Below are 21,293 nucleotides of genomic sequence, written 5' to 3' on the forward strand. Positions count from 1 at the left end.
TTACAAACCCCTTCACAGTATCAACCCGGTCCCGTGTAAAAAAACTGGACAGTACACTCCGGCACGCGCACTGCATGCAGGAGAGCGGCCGATCAATGGCCCTGCAGCTTCTGCGCCAACGCCCTGGCCGCCTCCGCTTCCGGGAACGTGGGCCCCTTCAGCAGCGTGTCCAGCAGTTCCAGCGCCTCGGCGGGCCGTTCAGCAGCCGCCAGTATCTGGGCGCGGTGAAAACGGAACTGCGGCGAATCGGGGGCCACTTCCAGTGTCTTCTGGTTCACGGCCAGTGCTTCGCTTAAGTCACCATTCTCCATCAGGATCATGGCGTAGGTGTCCTGGATGGCGGCATTGTCGGGCACACTCTGCAGCGCCTTCTGCACCAGTTCCAGCGCACGCGCAGTGTTCGATGAACGATAGGCCCAGGCCAGGTTGTTCATGGCCACCACATCGTCTGGCGCCAGTCGGTGCAGGGTTTCGAATACGCCCGCCGCGTCCTCATCCCGTCCCTGCGACAGGTAGAGTGGTCCGAGTGTGTTGAGCACGACCACGTCCTCCGGTGCGCTTTCCAGCCACCCTTCCAGCATCCGGTAGGCTTCATCTCGCTTGCCCTGCTGCAACAGCGTCGAGGACAGGAAGACCAGCGAGTTGCTGGAGGGCGCTGCACCGTGCGCCTTGCGCAGCAGCGCCTCGGCTTCGTCCAGGTCCCCCTGGGTCAGGGCCAGTCGACCCCGCGCGAGGTTCAGCTGGGACTCGGGCACCACGCCGGGCGGCAGCTGCGCGAGTTCCTCGCTGGTTTCCGCCAGCTTGTTCTGCTGCAACAGCACCTCTACGAGCATCTTGCGTGAATCCACATCCTGCGGCTGCAGCTCCACTGCCTGACGCAGGCGGCCTTCCGCCGCCGGGAGGTCGCCATTGGCCCGCTCAGCCTGCGCGGCCAGACGCAGCGCGCGTACGTTGTCGGGCATCAATTCAAGCAGGCGACGGGTGGCATTCACTGCCGCACCGGGCTGGTCAAGCGCGAGAAATGCCCCGGCCAATAGCTGGTGCACACGGGGATCACCGTTGTGTTCATCGCGCACCGCGGTCAGCAGGTCCACGGCTTCACCGGGCCGCTGCTGTGTGAACTGGAAGCGTGCCAGCATCAGGCGGGGCTCCAGCGCCTTCGGATGCGCGGCAATGGCGCGCTCCAGCACAGCGACCATTTCGGTGGTTTCACCGCGCTGCTCGTGCACGGCCGCCAGATTCATCATGCCCTGGAGGTCATCGGGCTGCGCCGCCAGGCTTTCATTGAGAATAGCGAGTGCCGCGGCCGAATCATCATTGAGCATCGCCAGCGATGCCAGTCCAGTGCTGGCCTGGGTATTGCCCGGGTCCAGTGCCAATGCCGCGCGGTAGTTCTCCGCAGCGCCTGCCCGGTCGCCCGCATCCAGTGCCAGCTGTGCCGCCAGCACGCTGGGCAGCGGATCCCCGGGCGCGCTGTCACGGAACGCCTGCAACTCGGCATTTGCAGCTTCGGCATCACCGCCGGCGGAGAGGGCACGCACCAGGCGATAGCGGATTTCTCCGTCCGCCGGATCGAGGTCACGCGCAGCGCGCAGCGCCGCGGTACCGGCGTCGAGGTCACCGGATCGCACCAGTGAGGTGCCCAGTTCCATCTGCACCTGCGCGGACTCCGGCGTGACCGACGCCATGTCCTGGTAGACTGCGGCGCTCGCGCCATGCATACCCTGCGCGGTCAGCGCCAGCGCGAGTATGTTCATCGTAGGGACGTTCATGGGCAGTTCCTCCAGCAACTTGCGGGTGATGGTTTCAGCACGTCCGGGCTCACCCATACGCAGGTACACCGCCGCGAGCATCTGCCGCGCGTTGATGTTGCGCGGTTGCGCCGCAAGGAAGCGGCTCAGCTGGTCCTCGGCGGTGGCCAGGTTGCCCTCGCGGAAGTTGGCATTCGCCGCCAGGTACAGGCTCGGCAGGTGGCTCGGGGCGACATTCAGCACTTTGGCCAGCTCACCGAGCCCGGCACTTGCGTTGCCCTGCTCGATCTGGATGCGGGCCTGGGCGTAATTCACGCCGGGATGATCGGGGATAATCTTCTCGAGTTGTTCCAGCTCTTTCGCGGCTTCCGTATGCTTGCCCTGCTCCACCTGCACCGCCACCATGCTCAGGCGGTCGTTGAGGCGGAAGCGATTGAGTGAGCTGGCCGTGGCGAAGGCCTGCTCCGCCGCCGGATAGTCACCCCGCGCCTGCAGCACGCTACCGTAGAGGCTCCAGGCTTCAGCAAAATCGGGATGTTTCTCGGTCAGGTCCTTGAGGATAGCCTGCGCATCCTCGCGCTCACCGGTGTGGGTCACGGAGACAAACGCCTGCGCGAGTCGCACCTGCGGGTCCTCCGGTGCGAGGTCCATGGCACTGCGCAGGGTCTCCTCGGCGCTGAACGTGTCACCGGTAGCAGCCTGCGCGCGCGCCACCAGCGCCAGCCAGGCAGGCTCCTGGGCGGCAAACGCATAGCCGGGGTCAGCGACGTGCTGCAGCAGCTTTTCCGCCTCGCCGGCGCCAATCAGGGCCTCGGCATACAGCACCGCGACTTCACCGACCTTCTCCGTTTCCAGCGACTTCTCAAACTCCACAGCGGCTTCAGCCATGGCGCGCTGGCGCAGGAACACCTCCCCCAATACGCGACGCCCTTCGGCGCTGCGGCTGTCCTGCTGCAATGCCGTCTTGGCGTCGATCTCTGCCGCGTTCAGTTTCCCTTCCGCGAATGACTGCTGCGCACGGGCCAGAAGCTCATCGTGGGTCAGCGGTTTGGAGCAGGCAGAGATCGCCAGAACGGCCATAGCGGGGAGCCACAGCTTGCGGGCAACGGACATATGCATGGTAACGCCTCGTAACATCCTATTCTTTACCACACTCTAAGGCAGGAAAGGGGAGCCGCCAAGGCGCAAATGCGGCACTGGCTCACACTTTGGCAGGTAATTCGCTAGAACCAGCGGCGCAGTTCAATAAAAACGCGGTCGCTGGTGTCATATTGCCCGAACAGGCCAATCTCGCTGCCGCCGAACAGGTCTGCGCCGAATTGCAGGCGCCACTCCTGTGTGACGTTCCAGCTCAGGCGGGGCTGCAATGACCAGTCACTGCGGTTCAGGCCGGTGAGGTACAAGACCTCGGCCTCGACACGGTCACCAAAGCGCCGGTTCACCAGCAGCGTGATACCCGTTTCATCGCGGTCGGAGAGCAGTGCCGCGTCGTAATCCGCGAGGTGACGACCGTACACCTGGGCATCGAAGCGCCAGTCACCCAGGGGCAGCATGACGCCGAGCACGTAATCCAGGCCGTCGCTCTCCCGCAGGCCGTTGGGCGCATCGGGGTCCAGCGAGACGTAGCTGCGGCCGCGGGTGTAGACGGCCTCGCCCTTGAACACAAAATCGAGGAAATCCTTGGAGAACGTACCGCCGAACTGCTGGATGCGGTCATGGCGCAGCTCCAGGCCAAGGGCGGTCTGGTAGAGTGTGGGTGCCACGTCGGTGCTCTGGTAATAGAACCCACTCAGGTCCCAGCCCGAGAGCAGGTAGGAAAAACGCCCACCGAGGCCGTGGTTGGCGACCTTGCTGCGGCCTGGCTTGCGTTCCGTAACAGGTGTGCCGGGTGCTACTGGAAACGGGTAGAAATCCGCCCCCGGCTCACCGATCCTGTCGTAACTGGGATACGGCACCCACAGCAATTCCAGATGCGCGTCCCCCGCAAACCGTTCCGCGCGCACCGCCCACTGCGGAATACGCATGGTTTCGAACTCCTCCAGGAAGAACTCCCGGGTGTCGCGCGCTGACACCACATCGGCGAGGAACAGGCCCACCATCTCCCCCCACACCACATGCTGACGCCCCAGCCGGTATTCCCAGTCGCCAGCGCCAAAATCCAGGTAGGCCTCGCGCAGGGAGGCGTCGTGCCGCTGGTCGCGACGCACCGCAAGGGGGTAGAAGTCGTCCTCTACGCTGTAGGCTGCATCGCCTTCCAGGCGTCCGACCACCTTGAAACGCGCGCCCCAATCAAGGCTGCCGCTCACCCCCAACTCCAGGCGGGCGCGGAGCTTGGACCAGTGTTCCGGTTGCGCGGTGTTGTAGGCGGCCGCCAGCTCGCCGTAACCACCCACCAACAGGTCACTGACGCCGGTCGCCGGAGCCGCTTGTGGGCTCGCCGCTGGCAGCGGCGCCGCTGCCTTCTGCGGGAGCTCCCTGCGCTGTGGTCGGGACACACTGGATGCCGGCCGGACAGCGTCGGCCGCCGCCAACGGCGCGGTCGCCCGGCTTTGGTGCTCCAGCGGCGGAGCGGCCGCGCGCGCCACGGACTGCTCGCGCGAGTAGATATCCAGAACCAGGCGGTGACCACCGTTGGCATCCGGGCCCAGCACAAAACTTTCGTGGCGCAGGTCTCCGTCCGCCAGGTCCAACACCAGGCGCAGCGTGCGGCCTTCACGCACACCGGTGCGCAAAGCCGCCACCGGCGTCGCCGCGAACAGGCCGGGGGCCGGAGGCTCGGCGAGCTGCGTATTCTTGAGATCAATCACGATGCGGTCGGGACCAGACAATTCAAACAGGTCGAACTGCGGCGCGGCGTTCAGATCGACCACCATGCGCGTGCGCCCTGCCTCGCGACCGACCCGGATACCCGCGCTGGCAGGCGCAGCCTGGGTGACCGCTACCGTGTCGCCAGCGACCGCTGCAAGGGGCAGGGCACAGGTCCCGAGGGCCGCACAGGCGAGCAGCACTGCCCGGCAGCCGGACAGCATAGGGCTCACGCGCCAGCCTCCTCCGTCTGCACGGACCCACAGGCTTCTTCGCGCAGAATGCGGCCGTCTTCCATGTGGACCAGGCGATCGGCCATGGCCATGACGTGGCTGTCGTGGGTGGAGAAAATGAAGGTGGTGCCGTCTTGACTGTTGATGCGCTGCATCAGCTCCAGAATACTGCGGCCGGTCTCGCGGTCGAGGTTCGCGGTCGGCTCGTCGGCCAGCACCAGCCGGGAATGTGTAGCCAGCGCCCGGGCAATGGCAACGCGCTGGCGCTGACCGCCAGACAGCTGGTTGGGGCGGTGCGAGGCGTAACGCGTCAGTCCAACCCTGTCCAGGTAGTGAGCAACCCGCTCCCGACGTTCGGCGCGTGACAGCTCCCGCAGTTGCAGCAGGGGATACTCGACATTCTCCTCGGCAGAAAGCACCGGCAGCAGGTTGAAGGTCTGGAAGATAAAGCCCAGGGTGCGCGCCCGCACGTCCGCCAGCTGGTCCGGCGTCTTGCCGGAAACATCCTGCCCGTCAATCAGCACCCGCCCCGCACTCGGTGTGTCGATACAGCCGATGATGTTGAGCAGCGTGGACTTCCCGCTGCCCGAGGGTCCGGCAATCGCCAGGAATGCGCCCGGCTCAATTGCCAGCGACACATCGCGCAGCGCTTCCACCACCTGCTCACCGAGTGGATAGCGTTTACTGACCTTTTCTACCTTTACAATCGCCATTACACAGCGCCAGAATGCTGTTACACGTGGCCACAGGATAGCACCCATGTTCCGGCAACTTCGCAAAAATCCTGACTTTTTGACCATTTTGGGGGGGGTGCTGCTGGCCTCCCTGCTGGCGCAGAGCCCGGCGCTGGCAGAGCCCCGGGCCGCTGCGGACACTGCTGCGGGCGCTGCAGAGCCCACCGACACCCAAGGCGGCGGCCCGGCGGCGGACGCTCCGGACGCCACTGCCCTGGTACAGCGCGCCGATGCCATCCGCTTTCCCCGCGAGAGCTTTGAAACCCTGGTGACCGTGACCAACTACAGCGCCGACGAGGCCGGCGATGTGCGCGAGTACAAGGTGATGTCGCGAGGCAATGAAAACACCATCGTGCTCACCGAATCACCCGCTTCCGAGCGCGGCCAGGCCCTGCTGATGCGCGGACGCGACCTGTGGATATTCATGCCCACCGTCTCCCAGCCCGTACGCCTGTCGCTGTCGCAGCGGCTGACCGGGCAGGTGGCGAACGGCGACCTGGCCCGAGCCAATTTCGCAGGAGATTACACCGCGGCACTGGCGGGAAAAGAACAGGTGGATGGCGAGGATGCCTGGGTGCTGGACCTGACTGCTGCCGGGCGCGGTGTGACCTACGCCAGGGTGCGCTATTGGGTGGCGGTTGCCGATGACCGGCCCATCAGGGCAGAGTTCTATGCCGTCTCAGGTCGGCTGCTGAAAACCAGCCGTTATGAAGCATTTCAGGACATGGCCGGACAGGTGCGCCCGACCCGCATCGTCATCGAGGACGCGCTCAAGGACGGCGACTATTCCGTGCTCGAGTACAACACCATGACCATCAAGGATTTGCCGGAGCGGATGTTCACGCAGCAATACTTGCGGAGGCTATAGGCCCCCGTTTCTTCGACGGGCTATAAAGCGAGGCGCTCTTAACCTGCTGGTCCAGAGCGCCTGGAGAGAAGTACGACGAGAACAACTAACGGGTGCGGCGCACCCGGATGCCAAGACCCAGAAGACCAAGACCGAAGAGCAGCAGTGTTGACGGAACCGGTACCGATGCCTCGGCACGGCTGAACGTCAAATCGTCCATTGCCCACGCCCAACCATCATTGGGCTGCACTCCGTCAATACGTCGGACATCGCTGGCCGTGAACGCTACGGGGACAAACACACTGCTACCCGAGGTGATCGTCAGGGTTTCAAGTAACGCGTCGGCGGCATCGTACAGGTTGAACGTCACCGAGTCCCCGCCGAGGCTGTCGAGCTGGAGGCTAATGTCGAAAACCGGCATATCAAACAGAATTCGCACAACATCGGCACGATTGCCGGGGCAGGAAAGACTCGCATTCGCGCAGTTTGTGAGCACGTTCGGGCCACTGGGCGCTGTCACCCCGTCAGGGTCCGGTGCGGCGTTGATATCCACCGGGGCGCCATCTTCCAGCCCCAGAAAAGTCACCCCCACGCTCGCGTACTGATCCGTGATCGGCGTATTCGGCGCGATAGGACTACCGAGACCATCAACGTCAAAGTTGATCACAATCGGTGCAGCCATGGTGAGCGACGAAGCGAAAAGCAACGCCACCGAGCCAAGCACATTTTTAATAGGATGGTTTTTCATGTTCTTTTTCCCTGTGTGAGTTGCATACGCCAGTGGTTACCAGCACATCCCCTGCCAGAAAATGCATTAATCAATTAAATCAATGAGTTATATTAAAAAGAGGAGCCTTGGCTGCACAGCATCGTACTTGATTTGTAAAAAATATCGACAGCACACGGCGCTCGCTGCAGGGACAGTCAAGCGGCAGGGTGCTCCGTAGCGCGTGATCCATGGTACGCCACTAGGTGGCGGTTGACGATGACAGGCCTATCAGAGCCGGGATCTTTGCCTTCTTTCTCAAGTCGGCTGATGAAACCGGCGATCAAGAAGCGTTTCAGGACATGCAGGACCCGTGCAGCGCTCCGCGGCAACCGCTTTTGGCAGGGGCAGCTTCTGCTCTGCCCCCACCCTATTCAGCCCTTCGCGCGAAGGCGAGCGCTCATCAACATCAGGCCCAGGCCAATAAGGAACAAGGGGCCGGGCACCGGCACTTCGGAAACGGCTTCCACTTCACGCACCTGGTAGGCGGTGATGTGTACGTTGGCAAAGCCGTTGCTGGCCAGAGACAGGGTTTGCGAGGCACCGCCCGCGGTGAATTGCCCCACGGCGAACTGGCCAAGGCCACGGGCGCTTGCATTCAGGTTCACGTTGTTGCCCAGGCCGTCTCCGAACGTCATGGTGCGGCCGGAACAGCAGCTACGCAGATCCGTGTACCAGACTTGTACGATGTAGCTCATGCCGGACAGCAGGTTACCGCCACCGATGTTCAATGACCGCGATGTCCCGCCGCCGAAATCGAAGCGACCCAGCAGCAGATCGTAATTGGCATCGCCGGTTGACGCACCACCGAGTGGATTGATAGTCGTTGACTGGGGCAGCAGCGCGGCGCTGTTGGCAAACACGACGCCATTTACGGTGACCGAGCCGGCATTGCTCGGGCCCGCGTTGACCGCCTCGATCAGGTTACCGCTGACCACAACATCACATCCGCTGCGCCCGCCGTGTTCTGGGCACCGCTCCATGTGATCGGCGCCGAAAACGCCAGGGACGAACCCAACAACGCCACACACGCCACTACCGATCTGATTGCACTCATTTTGCGCCTGTCCCTGAAAGATGAAGGTTTACCCACTGACTACTATTTATAATGCAAGCCTTGAGCCAACTCCTTTAACGCCTTGTTTTTTCGAGGATATTTAATTTCTTCGGGCAAGCGCTGGCTAGCCTTTGTAAAGAATCCTGACACCCTGCCCGCGGGGCGGCACCTACACCGCCTGCCGCAGTGAGTCGGCGATATCCGCCCTGGCCGCGCGCCGAGCCGGGCGCAGGGCTGCGACAATGGGTGCCAGCAGCCCGATCAGGAAAGACACCCCGGTGATCCACCAGGCCAGACGAACCAGAGCGATGTAGGCGATGTCGGAGTTGGGCGGCGGCGGCATGGGAATACCGATCCAGGAGATCAGCAGCGCCAGGCCATTGCCCGCGACCACGCCGAGTGTGGCACCGGCGATGCCCAGCAAGGCACTTTCCAGCAGAATCAGGCGGGCGATTTCCCGCCGCGGCGCGCCGCAGGCCTGCATGGTCCCAAACTCCGCAGCGCGTTCGTAGACACTCATGTTGATGGTATTGCCCACACTCAGGCTGACCATCAGCAGAATCACCAGCACCAGAAAGCCGAACTGCTGGCGATAAAGCGCCACGGTCTGCTCATAGAACGGGTTCAGGCGCTTCCAGTCCAGAACCTCAAAGCCCTCCCCGGCCAGCGCGGCCTCAGCGGCCTGCTGTGTTGCCGACGTGGCGTCCGTGCGACTCAGCCGCAGTACCGCCAGATGCACACCGGCATCGCCGAGCAGCGCCTGCGCCGCAGACAGCGGAATCCGCACTGCGCGGGCGTCATAGTCCTTGGAAAAGGTCTGGAAAATGCCCACCACCTGAAACTCCAGCACGTTGACCGCGCCGTCCGTGGTGTTGGTGAGCAGGTCGACCCAGTCACCGGGCTGCAAGTCGAGCGCCTGCGCCACCCCGGCGCCCAGCATCAGGCCATAGGGGTCGGCGTCGGTGAGCTGACGCCCTGCAGAGACGTTAATGTAGGTACCCAGGCGCGTCTCGGCGTCGGGCTCCACGCCCTCGCCGATGATGGCCCAATCCGTGCGCCCGTTGTTCAGCAAACCGCTGAACACCGAGCGCAGCAGCACTTCCTCAACCTCGGGAATCGACGCCAACGCCTTCCGCAGCGCCTCGGGCTCCTCGATCAGGTAAGCTGACGGGTCGCGACTCCCCTGCTCACGGTAACCCGCACGGTTCACCTGCAGGTGCCCGGATTGGGAACGGATCATCGATTCCCCCAGCTCATCCACCGTGTCCTTGATAAAGCCGCCGGCGAGAATCAGGGCCACCACACCGAAGGCAATGGCCAGCAGGGTCATCCACGAACGGCCGCGCTGTCGCAGAACATTGCGGGTGGCAAGTTGCAGCAGCGCCTTCACTGCCACGTCCCCAGGCAGAGCCCGCGCGGACGACCTCTGGCCAACGACTCAGCGCACATGGCGGATGGCCTCCACGATTTCCATGCGCGATGCGCGCCAGGCGGGGTAGAAAGAAGCCAGCGTGGTGGTGAGCACGGCAATCAGCAACACCTCCAGCACCATCACCGGCGTGATCAGCAGGGCCGCGTGGTAACTCCGGGCAAAGGTCGGTGGCGGCGGCATCTCTATGGCCGCCAGGGCCAACAGCTGACCTGCGCCCAGGGCTGCCAACAGCCCCAGCGCCGCGCCCAGCAACCCAAGCAAAGCGCCTTCCAGCAGAAATCCGCGCAGCACCGAGGCCCGCGTGTTGCCCAGCGCCATGACGGTGCCGATTTCACCGGTGCGCTCCAGCACACTCATCATCATGGTGTTGCCAATACCGAGGAGAATAATGAACACCACGATGCCCTTCACCAGGTCCAGCTGCTGCTCGAAAAGCACCGAAGCCCGGGCATAAAACTCGGCAAGGGCGTGCCAGGGTTGCACATCGAACGCGGCTGACGGTAGCGCGGCGCGCACCGGACCCAGCGCGGCGTCCGTAGCTGCCGTATCCTGCAGGAAAACCAGCCAGGCATGGGCGCCCTCCACCTGGGCCAGCTCCCGCGCCAGAGAGAGGGGCAACAGCAGTGCCGCATCATCAAACTCCTGGCTGAAAGAGCTGAACAGCCCGACCACCTCGGCTTCCGCCGCCCCCAGCTGGCCCTCGGGTGTATTGACCAGCAGCACCACCGAGCCACCGGGCGCCACCTCGAGCTGCCGCGCCAGCCCCTCCCCCAGCACCACCTGCTGATGATCGCCAGGCGCCAGGCGACGGCCCTGCTCAATACGCAGGGCGCGATCGTCCAGCATATCCCGTGCCGGGTCGATCCCTTCGCTCATAAAGGGCAGTGTCTGCTCGCCAAAGCTCACCAGGCCATTCAGCAGAAGGCGCGGTGAGACGGTCGATCCCGGGGGCAGCAGCGCCGGGTCCAACGCTATTTCGGCGGGCAGCAGATACGCCCAGGGATCGCTGCGGCCACGCTCCTGAAAGCCGGGACGCGTGATCTGCAGGTGGCCAAACTGTGAGCGAATCGTGGCCTCCCGGAATTCCTCGAACATGGCTTCATTGAAGCCGGTCGCCACCAGCAGGGCCGCCACACCAAAACCGATGGACAGCAGCGCAGTGAGGCTGCGGCGAAACTGCCGGCGCAGATTGCGCAGGGCCAGCAACAAGGCCATCAACAGGCCGGGCACTCAGACGCCCCCCTGGAAATAGCGGAACTTGCGCTCGTAATCCAGGCCCATGCCGTGGTGAAAGGAGGCATAGGAGAAACAGCGCAGTTCCGGCACTTCAGCGCCGCGGCGCGCGGCGGACTCGGCAATCAAGGACTGCAGCTCTGCACCCACAGCCTCCGGCCCGCGGCTCGCGATCTGCGCCAGCTGCACGTCCAGGCGCAGGCCGCCCTCGTCCAGTGCCAGCACACGAAAAGCCCCCGACAGCTGGTCAGCGACCGCCGGCCGCCGGTACAGCAAGGCCTTGAAATGATCCACATGCCAGTCGGCACTGACCCGATCCCGAGCACGCCCGTGCATCGCCAGCATGGGAAACGGCACTGCGGCAAGCGCTGCGCGCTCGGCGTCGGTCAGGGGCTCGCGGTCGGCCGCCGTGAGCCAGCGCGCGCGATCACCCGTGCGATAACGGATCATGGGCACGGGCGCCTCGCGGTCGAGCATGGTGATCACCAGGTCACCCACGCCGTCCGCCCCTGCGTCGACAATCTCCACGTAGCTGCGCAGCGGGTTGAAGCAGAAGTAGGACGGCAGGGGCTGGTCAGGGTTCTGTCGATGCAGGGCGCGACGCAGGGCAATGGTTTCCGAGTTTTCAAAAAACAGGTTCAGCCCCAGCTCACCCACGCCCATCGAGCTGCCAATGAGTGTGCCACCCGGCTCGTCCAGGGGCACCTGCAGGGCGGCGGCCAGGTAGCTTCTATACTCCTCGGAGAACATTTCTTCGCCGAGAATGACGTTCATGCGCAACTGCGACCAGTCGAATGCCTGCTCGGCCGCATAGTCCAGCAGGCGCTTGCAGAACAGCGGGTCGGTGCAGAGGATGGCCTGGTCAAACAGCGGGCCCGCCTGGCGGAGGATCGCCAGCGCCATATCTTCGCGGACACTGACATTGGCCACGCAGACCGTATTGGAGGTAAACACCACGCCCATCGGCAGGCAGTTCACCAGCAAGGTAGACCGCTGGTCGATGCCAAACGCCTGCTGCAGGCCGAGGTCGATATCGTCGGGGGTCAGGTGATGCTGTCGGCGGGTGCTGACGCCAAAAGCGAAGTTGCTGCCGCCGTGGCCGGAGCTGGTGAGCACGCCGGCCAGGGCAGTGGGTGGCACCTTATCGACCATGAGCTGCTGAATGGGGAATCGTTCGAAGAGGTCGGCCTTGGTGAGGATGGGCGCGCACTGCAGCACCTGTTCACCGCTGGTGCACTGCTCCGCTCTTACCCCGGCCTCCTCCAGCAGGGTGCGATAGGCGGCACAATGACGCGCCGCGCGCTGAAACACCGCGGGCAGGCGCTTGCGCCCCGCAGCAAGGAGTTTTTCCGGCGTCTGCCGCGCAAGTAGGGACAACAGTACAGTGCGTTTGAGTCGGCTCAGGCGTGACATGAAAAGGGTCGAGTCGCTGGCAAGCGCATCATCACGGTCCGCTGCGGAACCACCACAGCAAGGCCGGATTGGAGGCCTCAAGTGCCTCCTCCAGCTTGCGCAAGTCGCCAAGGTAGGGCGTTACCGGGCCGTAGTAGTCGCTTTCCGGGCCAATGGGGGTGAAGTCGAACCCGTAGATCCGCAGTACACGAGCCAGGCCCTTTTCCATGGCCGCATACCAGTAGCGGATGCCGTTTTCACAGCTGAACCGGTAAATCTGCCGGTACAAACCGAGCACCAGCAAGGGCGCATTGACGCGCTTTTCGCCGCGCGGCGATTCGTCGACGGCGCCCGGGCCTTTCAGGTGCGACTCGTTGATCCCCCACAGGCTGTCACCGGCACGCCGCCGGTACTCGCGCTTGACCGCAAGGCGCGACACCTCACCGGATTCTGCTGCCGGCGGTGGCTCAAAGTCGGCAAAGGGCGGGCAGTGCTCAAAAAACGGCAGCCGCTCGCCCTCCACAGGCATCACCAGGCGTGCGGTGCCCGCCACCACACCCTCGGCGTTGGTGGCGGAAAAATGTGCGGACCGCGCATCGTAGATGTCCGTTTCGAGGCCATCGGGGTAGCGGGCGGCGTTCAGGAAGTGGCACTCCAGGCAGTAAATCTGGTAGCGCAATGCATAGAGATCGGAGAGTTCCGCGGTTTCACTGCCACGATCATAGGAGTGGAGCGAAAAGTATTTCGCCAGGGCTCCCAGCGATGCTGCCGCGTCGCGATCCATTGCTGTCTCCACTAAGAAGTTTTCATTATCTCTGGAGCATAGCACCAATCGGTGGCACGCCCGAAGACAAACGACAACTGAGGTAAAGCTAAAGCGTCGAGTCCAGCCAGTGTAGCAGTGTGGGATTCACCTGCGCCAGCCGCCGTTGCAGGGCGGAGAGTTCCAGCAGGTAGGGCGCAACCGGGCCGTGGTAGTCAACTGACGGGCCGATACACTCAAACTCAACCCCAATGCGGCTCAACATGCGCACCAGGGGCCGTTCCATGGCCGCGTACCAGTAGGCGATACCCTGCTGCAGGCTGTATTGGTACATTTCCCGGTAAACGGTGAGGATGACCGTACCGGTGTCTCCACCCCCGGGCGGGGTCCGGCAGCGCTGGTTGAGGACCAGGCGCGACACCTCCCCGGCGCTATGCGAAGGAGGCAGCGAGGCATTTTCGAAGAGCGGGCAATGTCGCTGGAACGGGAAGCCTGCACCCGCTGCGTCCAGCACCAGCCGCACTGAACCCGCCACCTCATCGTCGCGGTCAAAAGCCGCGAAGCACTTGGCACGAGGGTCGTAGTCGTCGCGCTCAAGCCCCTCGGGATAATCCGCTGTGGGCAGGAAGGCCCTCTCCTCACAATACACGCTGTACCGCAGCCGATAGATCCGGTGCAGTTCCTGTGGGTGGGTGACGATACGGGTACTCAGCCAGTGTTCCGGACGGAACGCCTTGGAATTGGTCATAAAAGGATCTTGCCTTCTGAGTGGCCTTGCGCTGTTGGGTTTTGTGGAGATGACCCTCGTTTCCCACCAAGGCCGGCGCCATGTTACGAGATTGCGGCAGCTGCGGAAAGCGGCTGTCAGGAATTTTTACACCAGGGCGGGAGACAGGCGATAGAGCGATAGGGGGGAACTCTCAACCCATTGTTTTTGCTCATTTTATTTTTATTGGCACGCGCATTGCTTTACAACTCGTGCGACGACGGCCAGGCCACAACCACTGGCCGGACGCTAACACTCCGATACCCCCAGGGCACTGTCGGAACACAATATCAGGAGATTCATGATGAAAACGATGATCAAGACAGCAGGCGCAGCGAGTCTCCTCGCGATGGCCGTAGCTGGTACTTCCGCGGTGGCAGCGCCGCTTGCGGAGCTGGGCTTCAGCCAGCACGCGGGCTTTGGTGAGCCAACATTTTTCGGTAGCTCGCTTCAGTACAAGCCCGCAAGTGATGTCGACAACACCGACCCGCTCGCGCCAGCCGGCACCCTGACCAGCTTTGCTTGGGAAGGCGCTAACGATCCCGTTGAGTCGTCGATCGCCATTGTGTCTTACAACAACAGCACCGCGCCGACTGCGGACCTGGATGGTACGCCCCTGCGCTACACATCCACCTTCGCCGTCGATGGTGACGGACAGTGGAATGAAGGCGATTGGTGGGTTATCGACACCATCACACAGACCAACAGAACACTGACCACTCTCGGTGGTGCTATTGTTGACCCGCTTTGGGTCGTTGACACGCTGGCGAACCTGCGCATTTACGCAGATGCCGCACGTACTGATTTGGCCTACGCTGATCCCACCACCACCAACAGCATCAGCTTCAACGAAACGCTGAATACCAGCACTGAAGCAGCCTGCACAGGCCTCAACCCGCTCGAAACGCTGTGCGATGACATCTTCACCGCATCATCCGACGCGTTTGCACCGGTTTCTTTCGTTCGCGACGGTTACCGTTACGACCTCAGCTTCACTCTGTTCGCCGGCACTTCTACTGACAACGGCGTTCCTTCCGGCACCTCGGAAGTTGTTCTGAACCCAGACGGAACTATCACTGTGTACACGCCTGAGTTCAACCCCGGCACCAGCTCTATCCATGTAGCGATGAGCTACATGGCGACGGCAGTTCCCGAACCTTCAGTTCTGGGGCTGTTCGGCGCAGGCATGCTGGCGTTGGGCTTTGCCGGTCGCCGTCGCAAGAAGGCCTAAGCCGATCCCAAAGGCCCATGCGTGCCCTGTATCGGGCTAACGAATGAGTGCCTCCAGTTGAAAACGGCCCGAAAGGGCCGTTTTTTTTGCTTGCACCAAGAGCAGCGCAGGACCGAATGTATCCACCAGTACCCAAGACTGTTAGCACCATGCCGCAGCGGATAATCCGCGGGAAGCGACAAGTGTTTCAGGCGTAGTCGGTGTTTTTGTTATAGCATCCCCAGATTCGAAAAGCCGGGGACGATCCCAGCAAGTGAAGAGAAAACAAAAAATCAAACGCATACTCGTACTCGATGCCGACATGGTCAGCGCCCTGACTATAGCCCGCTCGCTGGCGGCCAGGTACTTCGTCGTCGATGTCGCAAGTGCCAAAGCCGCACCAATTGCCGCCTACTCAAATTCAGTGGCCGCACACTTTCAATACCCAGACCCGCTGCTGAATGAAGAAGCGTTCCTGGCGTGGCTACAAGAACACATACACCATGCGCCCTACGCACTTGTCATTCCGGTAACAGAACGCAGCCTGGTGCCCCTCGCCCACGCTCGGGACCGGTTCCAGGAAACCTGCCTGGCAATAGCTGATGACGACAGCCTTCAGTTGGTTCTGGACAAGGCGGCAACCTTCTCGCTTGCCGAGCGGATCGGCGTGTCCACCCCACAGAGCCTTTATATCTCAAGCATCGACGAGTTACCGGCGTTGCTGCCGCAACTGCGCTTTCCGGTGGTGGTAAAACCCAGCCATTCCGTATCCGGGGGCGCCGCGGGTTACTCCAAGCGCAACGTCAGCTACGCGATTGACGAAGCTGAATTGATCCTGCAGTGCAAGGCGTGCCTCCGACACTCTTCAGTTATTCTGCAAAGCTACTTCCGCGGTCTGGGCGCCGGTGTAGAACTGATTGCCAAGCAAGGCGAGATCCTTTACGCCTTCCAACATCTGCGCTTGCACGAAGTCCCATTGACGGGCGGCGGTAGCAGCTTCCGCATGAGCACCGAACTTGAGCCCAGGCTCCTTGACGCAGCAACCAGGCTGATCCGAGAAATTCGCTGGACGGGTGTAGCGATGGTCGAGTTCAAGTGGAACCCGGCCACCAAAGAATACTGCTTGATGGAGATCAACGGACGTTTCTGGGGTTCCCTACCACTCGCCATGGCCGCCGGCGCCGATTTTCCAGCGATGCAGGCAGAGCTGTCATTGACCGGTGAACTTGGCACCTACCCCCCATACCGGCGCGGTGTGTATTGTCGAAACCTGCCTAGCGACGTCATGTGGCATGAGATGGTGTTGCGATCACACAGCGACGCTATCACCCAAGTCCCTTCACTAGGGAAGGTGCTGCTTGATTTGAGCAAGGTTCTGTCAACCAGACACCACTTCGATACTCAGTGCTTCAGTGACCCGCTCCCCGGGCTGGTGGAAGTCAAACGCCTTGTCGCGCGTCAAGGCCACCGGCTGTTGGGCTTACTGGAAGAGAGTTGGTTCACACTCTCTCAGCGTTTGCTTTGGCGCAATGGGACAGTTCGTGAGAAACTGCGAGGGTCCCGGAAAATATTATTTATATGTTATGGCAATATCAACCGCAGCGCCTTGGCGCAAGTACTCATGACAGCCCAGCTGCCGCCCAGTAGTTATCTGGATATTCGCTCTGCGGGCTTTCACCCCCAGGAACAGCGCCCTGCAGATCCACGAATGGTCCAGGTCGCGGAGCAACATGCTATAGACCTCACTTACTCCCGATCACGATGTGTGGACACTGATCTCATCGCAGATAGCGACATCATATTTGTCATGGAAAAAGGGCACTATGACAGGTTAGTTGCAATGCATCAGGATGCGGTCGACAGGACTTTTTTATTGGGTGCCGGTTTATCTGACCCGGTACTTCCTCGCGCAGAGATACCAGACCCGTACAATAAATCTGATGCTGTCTACCGCACATGCTTTGGCGATATTGCACGAGCAATAAAGCGCGTTGTAGAAGAGCTACCTATCGACTATGCCAGCTATTGAAGCCTTCAGCGGGGAGGAACTGACATTGGCAGAGAATTCCCCCAGGGAGCCATTCTTCTCCGTTATCATGCCTACCCGAAACCGACCAGAGCTGTTCAGCCGGGCGCTGCATTCGGTGTTGACCCAATCGTTCCTTGATTTCGAAGTTTTGGTGATAAACGACGGTTCCAGTGATGACCACCTCCCCCGCTATCGTGAGTTGGAGAAGGAGGCCGAGATACGAACACGCTGGCACCATCTGCTCCAGCGGCCTAATGGTCATGGCCCCAGCTATTCGATCAATACCGGAGCAAGACTGGCGAGAGGATCGTACCTGTGCATTCTGGATGACGACGACACTTGGGAGGACGCGCGTCACCTTGAAACCGCACACAGGGTGATTGAGGCCGCCGATGGCCTCGTCGACGTATATTACAGTAACCAGGCCGCGTACACAGCCGACAACATGCGTGTGCCAGGGCCGCTATGGCTAGAGGGTTTGGGAAACTCATTACGGGAGCCCAACGCCCCATTTGGCACCTTCAGGGTCAGCCCAAAGACTTTGCTCTCCCATGGTGGATTCCCCCACCTCAACTGCACCATTATTCGGCGCGACCTCTTTCTGGAACTGGGCGGTATGGATGAGGGTATCCGCTACGAATGTGAGGTAGACCTGTACCTCCGCACGCTGAGTCACGCGCAGCTCATAATCTATACCAAGAGTTTTATAGGCCGGCACAACGTGCCTAGAGCAGACCGGAAAGACAACGAGTCCACCATCGCGAATCTGACTGAAAAACGTCTATCTCAGCTACGGGTCTACCAGAAAAGCCTGGCCTTGAGTCAACACCCAGACGTCATAGCGGCCTGCCAATCACGGTTAGCGGACCGCTACAAGCACCTTGCAGCTGACTTCAAGCAACGTTCCCGGCACACACTGGCTGCGCTGTTCGCGCGTTTCGCCCTGGCGTGTCGATTTTCAATTAAATGGCAAGCATATACTTGGTACCTCGAAATGCTGGCTAAGGTAAGGGAAAGATAGTGCAAGCCTTGAATCATCTGCGAACGTTGCTGCGCCACCCGATGCTCTTCAGGCGCTACAAACCTATCATTCTAATGAGCCACATGCGGGCCAATACCAGCCTCCTGGGACACCTGCTGGGCAGCAACGCGGAGATCGAGGGTTACTACGAGTTGCATATTGGCTACTACAGCTGGCGGAGCCTGATCCGACAAAAGCTACTGCATTTTGCGCGTCACCCTTCAAAGCGCGCGGCTCGGTTTATCTTCGACAAGGTCTTGCACGATGATCACTATGTTGACCTGAATCTGTTCAAACAAGGTAAGGTTATGTTTGCTCTGAGGCCTCCGGAAAAAACCATCCCGAGCATCGTTAGCCTGTACCGATCGGTCGAGCCTGACCACCCCTACACAGACACTGGCAATGCGGCACGTTATTATACTGAAAGGGTTCAGTCACTGGCCCGGATCGCCCAGTCCAGCCCCGTGGATTTTCTTTACCTGGATGCGGATACCCTGCGTGAGGACACGTCTCCCACGCTTACTGCCCTCAGCCAGTTCCTCGGCCTCAAACAGCCCCTGCACGAACATTATGAGCAACAACCTCTGACCGGCGCCGAAAAGGCGGGCGATTCGTCAGAGTCTATTGGTTCGGGAAAGGTTGAGCGTGTAACCCGCAACTATGCCGATATTCAGGTATCCAAGGAGGTGATGGCACAAGCCCGCGAACGCTTTGAAGAGGCCAGAAGCCAAATTATTCGCAGCCCTCGGTGTATCAGAACGGTGACCTTGCATGCCGACAGCTGACCCTACCTACAACGCCCTGACTGCTCACCTGGTTATTGGTGATTGGGCCACGCCCACCTTGTCGCCGGGGACCACAGCGGAGACCGGCATCCAGCAGCACAGTTTGCAGAGCGCCCAGGTAGCCTGCGATGATGAGGGCCGCATGTTGGCGCTTGTGGGTGAAGTGTTCGCGCTTGGGGCTGAAGCAATCCAGCCACTGGATGCCGATACGCTACTCGACCGCTACCGAAACTCGGCAGAAAACCCTTTCACTGCACTACATGGGCGCTGGGCACTGCTGGTATTCGACCCAGGCAAACAGCAGATTCTCTTCGCTACCGACAGGCTTGGCCGGCTACCGCTGTATTACGCCGAGTGCGAAGGGATGCTTCACGTTAGCACACGCTTGCCCAACGTGATGGAAGCTCGGCAGCCAACGGCACTGGACCGCCAGAGCCTGTACGACTATGTCTACTTCCATATGATCCCTTCGCCAGGCTGCGTCTACTACGACATTCGCAAAGTCCGCGGCGGCCATTGCGGCACTGTGACCGTCAACGGCGTCGCCGTTTCCCGGTATTGGTGTCCAGTATTCAACGAGAGACCAGCGCGCTCGCGGCCGGCAATGAAGAACCTGCTCTGCAACACCCTAAAGGCCTCCGTACGCCGTGCCGCCCACGACGGCGAGGAGCGCAAGATCGGCGCGTTTCTGAGCGGCGGGCTGGACAGTTCGACCGTGGCAGGTATGCTGAGCGAAGTGCAGGAATCCGGCTGTGACGCCTATGCGATCGGCTTCGATGCCGAAGGCTATGACGAGATGGCCTTCGCCCGGATCACGGCTCAACACTTCGGCATCCGCCTGCATGAGTACTACGTAACACCCGATGACGTAGTAGCGGCTCTACCGCACATCGCCGCAGCTTTCGACGAGCCGTTCGGTAACTCCTCGGCCCTGCCCGCCTACTTTTGTGCCCGACTCGCGGCAAGTGACGGCGTCTCTGTGCTATTGGCAGGCGATGGCGGGGATGAATTGTTTGCCGGTAACGAGCGCTACGCCCACCAAAAGCTGTTCGAGCACTATACCCGCATCCCGCGCTGGGTCCGTACGGGCATGATCGAGCGACTGGCCGGACTGTTGGGGCAAGGCAACCGCTTGGGCAGCAAGGCTGCCAGCTTTCTTAAGCAGGCGAACACTCCGCTACCTGATCGTCTGCAGTATTACAGCTTCCTGGAGCAGAATGCGCCGGACAGGGTTTTTCACCCGGACTTCCTGGCGGCGGTGAACACGCAACAACCAATAGCCCTGCTTAAAGCGACCTACACCACACCGGAACGTGCGTCCACGCTGAACCGGATGCTGTTTCTGGACTGGCAGATCACTCTGGCGGACAACGATTTACGTAAGGTCGACAAGGCCTGTGAGCTAGCGGGCATCGAAGTACGCTATCCCATGCTTGACGATACACTGGTATCTTTGTCGATGGAGATACCGTCCCGGTGGAAACTACCGGGGAGGTCACTGCGGCACTTTTACAAACAGACGTTATCAGGCTGGCTGCCAGACGCCACCATTGCCAAATCAAAACACGGCTTTGGCTTACCGTTTGGAGTGTGGATGAAAACCCACGCACCGCTTCGCGACATGGCGTACGACAAGGTACTGAAACTGCGCGAGCGCTCCATCTTCCAGTCCAGCTTTTTGGAAGAGGCAGTCGCCAGGCACCATGGTGGTCATGCGGCTTACTACGGAGAACTTGTGTGGCTGTTGGCTGTGCTGGAAATCTGGCTCGAAACGCACGAGGTGGCGGCATGAATCTTTTCACCATCACGCAAAGACTTGTCGGGTTCACCGCCCTGTGCGCCACCCTGCTCGCCGCCCCTTGCCTGGCCGAGGGCCGGGGCGTCGCACCCTGGGTGGGTGAAACACTGGACGGACGGCAATGCACTGGCCCGAGCACGGAAAACTACGGTCCCTACGACTTCCGTATCGATAAGAGCAAGCTACCGATAGTTGAAAACTATCACTTTACCATCGAAGTTGAGCAACTCGTGCGCGGTGTCAGCGTAAGCCACCCCATTGGCGACATCCAATATACCCTGACCAAGATTCCCAACCACCACCGCGCGTTGTATTCGGCAGTACGGTTCTCCATCAGCGACCCATCCAAAGATCTGAAACGCAAATATCCAGCCGAGTGCTTTCTGCAGAGGGCGATTCATTACGCTCCCGACGACCCGGTGCCCCGCATGTTGTTCGGCCTGTACCTCCATCGCCTGGGCAATGCGAGAGATTCTCTGCCCCATTATCTGAAGGCCGAAGCCATGTCGCCCAACGACGTGAACCTGCTTTACAATATGGGGCTGGTGTATTTTGACTTGGGTAAATACGACGAGGCTCGCCGCTATGCCGAGCGTGCCTACGCCGCGGGCGTGACCTTTCCGGGACTGCAGCGTAAATTGCGCCAGGCCGGCCAATGGGACTGAGTCCCT

17 protein-coding genes are annotated in these 21,293 nt (G+C 61.3%); 7 read left to right on the forward strand and 10 right to left on the reverse strand.

Annotated features, from left to right (window positions below; genetic code table 11):
- Nucleotides 1-92 precede the first annotated feature (92 nt).
- The 3 genes from prsT to R3E49_RS11515 form a co-directional block, all read right to left on the reverse strand.
- Nucleotides 93-2,870, reverse strand: coding sequence for an XrtA/PEP-CTERM system TPR-repeat protein PrsT (gene prsT, locus R3E49_RS11505; RefSeq protein ID WP_371295178.1), 2,778 nt, complete (start codon nt 2,868-2,870; stop codon nt 93-95).
- Between the two features lie 104 nt (nt 2,871-2,974).
- Nucleotides 2,975-4,780 (reverse strand): DUF1302 family protein, encoded by a 1,806-nt coding sequence (locus R3E49_RS11510; protein WP_371295245.1) that lies wholly within the window; start codon nt 4,778-4,780, stop codon nt 2,975-2,977.
- A 5-nt stretch (nt 4,781-4,785) separates the two neighbouring features.
- A complete protein-coding gene (locus tag R3E49_RS11515; RefSeq protein ID WP_371295179.1) occupies nt 4,786-5,502 on the reverse strand; it encodes an ABC transporter ATP-binding protein in 717 nt (238 codons plus the stop codon).
- Between the two features lie 46 nt (nt 5,503-5,548).
- On the opposite strand from R3E49_RS11515, the gene R3E49_RS11520 reads away from it, so the two are divergent.
- Nucleotides 5,549-6,391, forward strand: a complete 843-nt coding sequence (locus R3E49_RS11520; RefSeq protein WP_371295180.1) for an outer membrane lipoprotein-sorting protein — start codon at nt 5,549-5,551, stop codon at nt 6,389-6,391.
- Between the two features lie 85 nt (nt 6,392-6,476).
- On the opposite strand, the gene R3E49_RS11525 is transcribed toward R3E49_RS11520, so the two are convergent.
- The 7 genes from R3E49_RS11525 to R3E49_RS11555 all read right to left on the reverse strand — a co-directional run bounded on the left by R3E49_RS11525 (nt 6,477) and on the right by R3E49_RS11555 (nt 13,761).
- The gene (locus R3E49_RS11525; protein ID WP_371295181.1) at nt 6,477-7,118 is read right to left on the reverse strand and encodes a PEP-CTERM sorting domain-containing protein; all 642 of its coding nucleotides are present in this window, start codon (nt 7,116-7,118) and stop codon (nt 6,477-6,479) included.
- Between the two features lie 392 nt (nt 7,119-7,510).
- A complete protein-coding gene (locus R3E49_RS11530; protein WP_371295182.1) occupies nt 7,511-8,074 on the reverse strand; it encodes a hypothetical protein in 564 nt (187 codons plus the stop codon).
- 288 nt (nt 8,075-8,362) lie between these two features.
- On the reverse strand, nt 8,363-9,583 hold the full coding sequence (locus R3E49_RS11535) for an ABC transporter permease (protein ID WP_371295183.1): 1,221 nt from the start codon (nt 9,581-9,583) through the stop codon (nt 8,363-8,365).
- Nucleotides 9,584-9,631: 48 nt separating this feature from the next.
- Nucleotides 9,632-10,855: an ABC transporter permease gene (locus R3E49_RS11540; protein ID WP_371295184.1), complete on the reverse strand. Its 1,224-nt coding sequence runs from the start codon at nt 10,853-10,855 to the stop codon at nt 9,632-9,634.
- Nucleotides 10,856-12,271 carry a phenylacetate--CoA ligase family protein gene (locus R3E49_RS11545; protein WP_371295185.1) on the reverse strand — a complete coding sequence of 472 codons (1,416 nt, stop codon included), beginning with the start codon at nt 12,269-12,271 and terminating at the stop codon, nt 10,856-10,858. It abuts the gene before it with no gap.
- 31 nt (nt 12,272-12,302) lie between these two features.
- Nucleotides 12,303-13,034, reverse strand: coding sequence for a PEP-CTERM/exosortase system-associated acyltransferase (locus tag R3E49_RS11550; protein WP_290745971.1), 732 nt, complete (start codon nt 13,032-13,034; stop codon nt 12,303-12,305).
- Between the two features lie 88 nt (nt 13,035-13,122).
- Complete coding sequence (locus tag R3E49_RS11555; protein ID WP_371295186.1) at nt 13,123-13,761, reverse strand: GNAT family N-acyltransferase; 639 nt, start codon at nt 13,759-13,761, stop codon at nt 13,123-13,125.
- A 322-nt stretch (nt 13,762-14,083) separates the two neighbouring features.
- On the opposite strand from R3E49_RS11555, the gene R3E49_RS11560 reads away from it, so the two are divergent.
- The 6 genes from R3E49_RS11560 (at nt 14,084) to R3E49_RS11585 (ending at nt 21,287) form a co-directional block, all read left to right on the forward strand.
- Entirely contained in the window at nt 14,084-15,010 is a 927-nt protein-coding gene (locus tag R3E49_RS11560) for a THxN family PEP-CTERM protein (protein ID WP_371295187.1), read from the forward strand.
- 253 nt (nt 15,011-15,263) lie between these two features.
- A complete protein-coding gene (locus R3E49_RS11565) occupies nt 15,264-17,018 on the forward strand; it encodes an ATP-grasp domain-containing protein (RefSeq protein ID WP_371295188.1) in 1,755 nt (584 codons plus the stop codon).
- Entirely contained in the window at nt 17,005-18,039 is a 1,035-nt protein-coding gene (locus R3E49_RS11570; RefSeq protein ID WP_371295189.1) for a glycosyltransferase family 2 protein, read from the forward strand. Before R3E49_RS11565 ends, R3E49_RS11570 begins: the two co-directional genes overlap by 14 nt.
- A gap of 8 nt (nt 18,040-18,047) precedes the next feature.
- Entirely contained in the window at nt 18,048-18,824 is a 777-nt protein-coding gene (locus R3E49_RS11575; RefSeq protein ID WP_371295190.1) for a hypothetical protein, read from the forward strand.
- Nucleotides 18,811-20,616, forward strand: a complete 1,806-nt coding sequence (locus R3E49_RS11580) for an asparagine synthetase B (protein ID WP_371295191.1) — start codon at nt 18,811-18,813, stop codon at nt 20,614-20,616. The genes R3E49_RS11575 and R3E49_RS11580 overlap by 14 nt, the downstream gene beginning before the upstream one ends.
- Entirely contained in the window at nt 20,613-21,287 is a 675-nt protein-coding gene (locus tag R3E49_RS11585) for a tetratricopeptide repeat protein (protein WP_371295192.1), read from the forward strand. Before R3E49_RS11580 ends, R3E49_RS11585 begins: the two co-directional genes overlap by 4 nt.
- Nucleotides 21,288-21,293 lie beyond the last annotated feature (6 nt).

Origin of the sequence: Haliea sp. (assembly GCF_041395985.1) — a bacterium.
GTDB lineage: Bacteria > Pseudomonadota > Gammaproteobacteria > Pseudomonadales > Halieaceae > Haliea.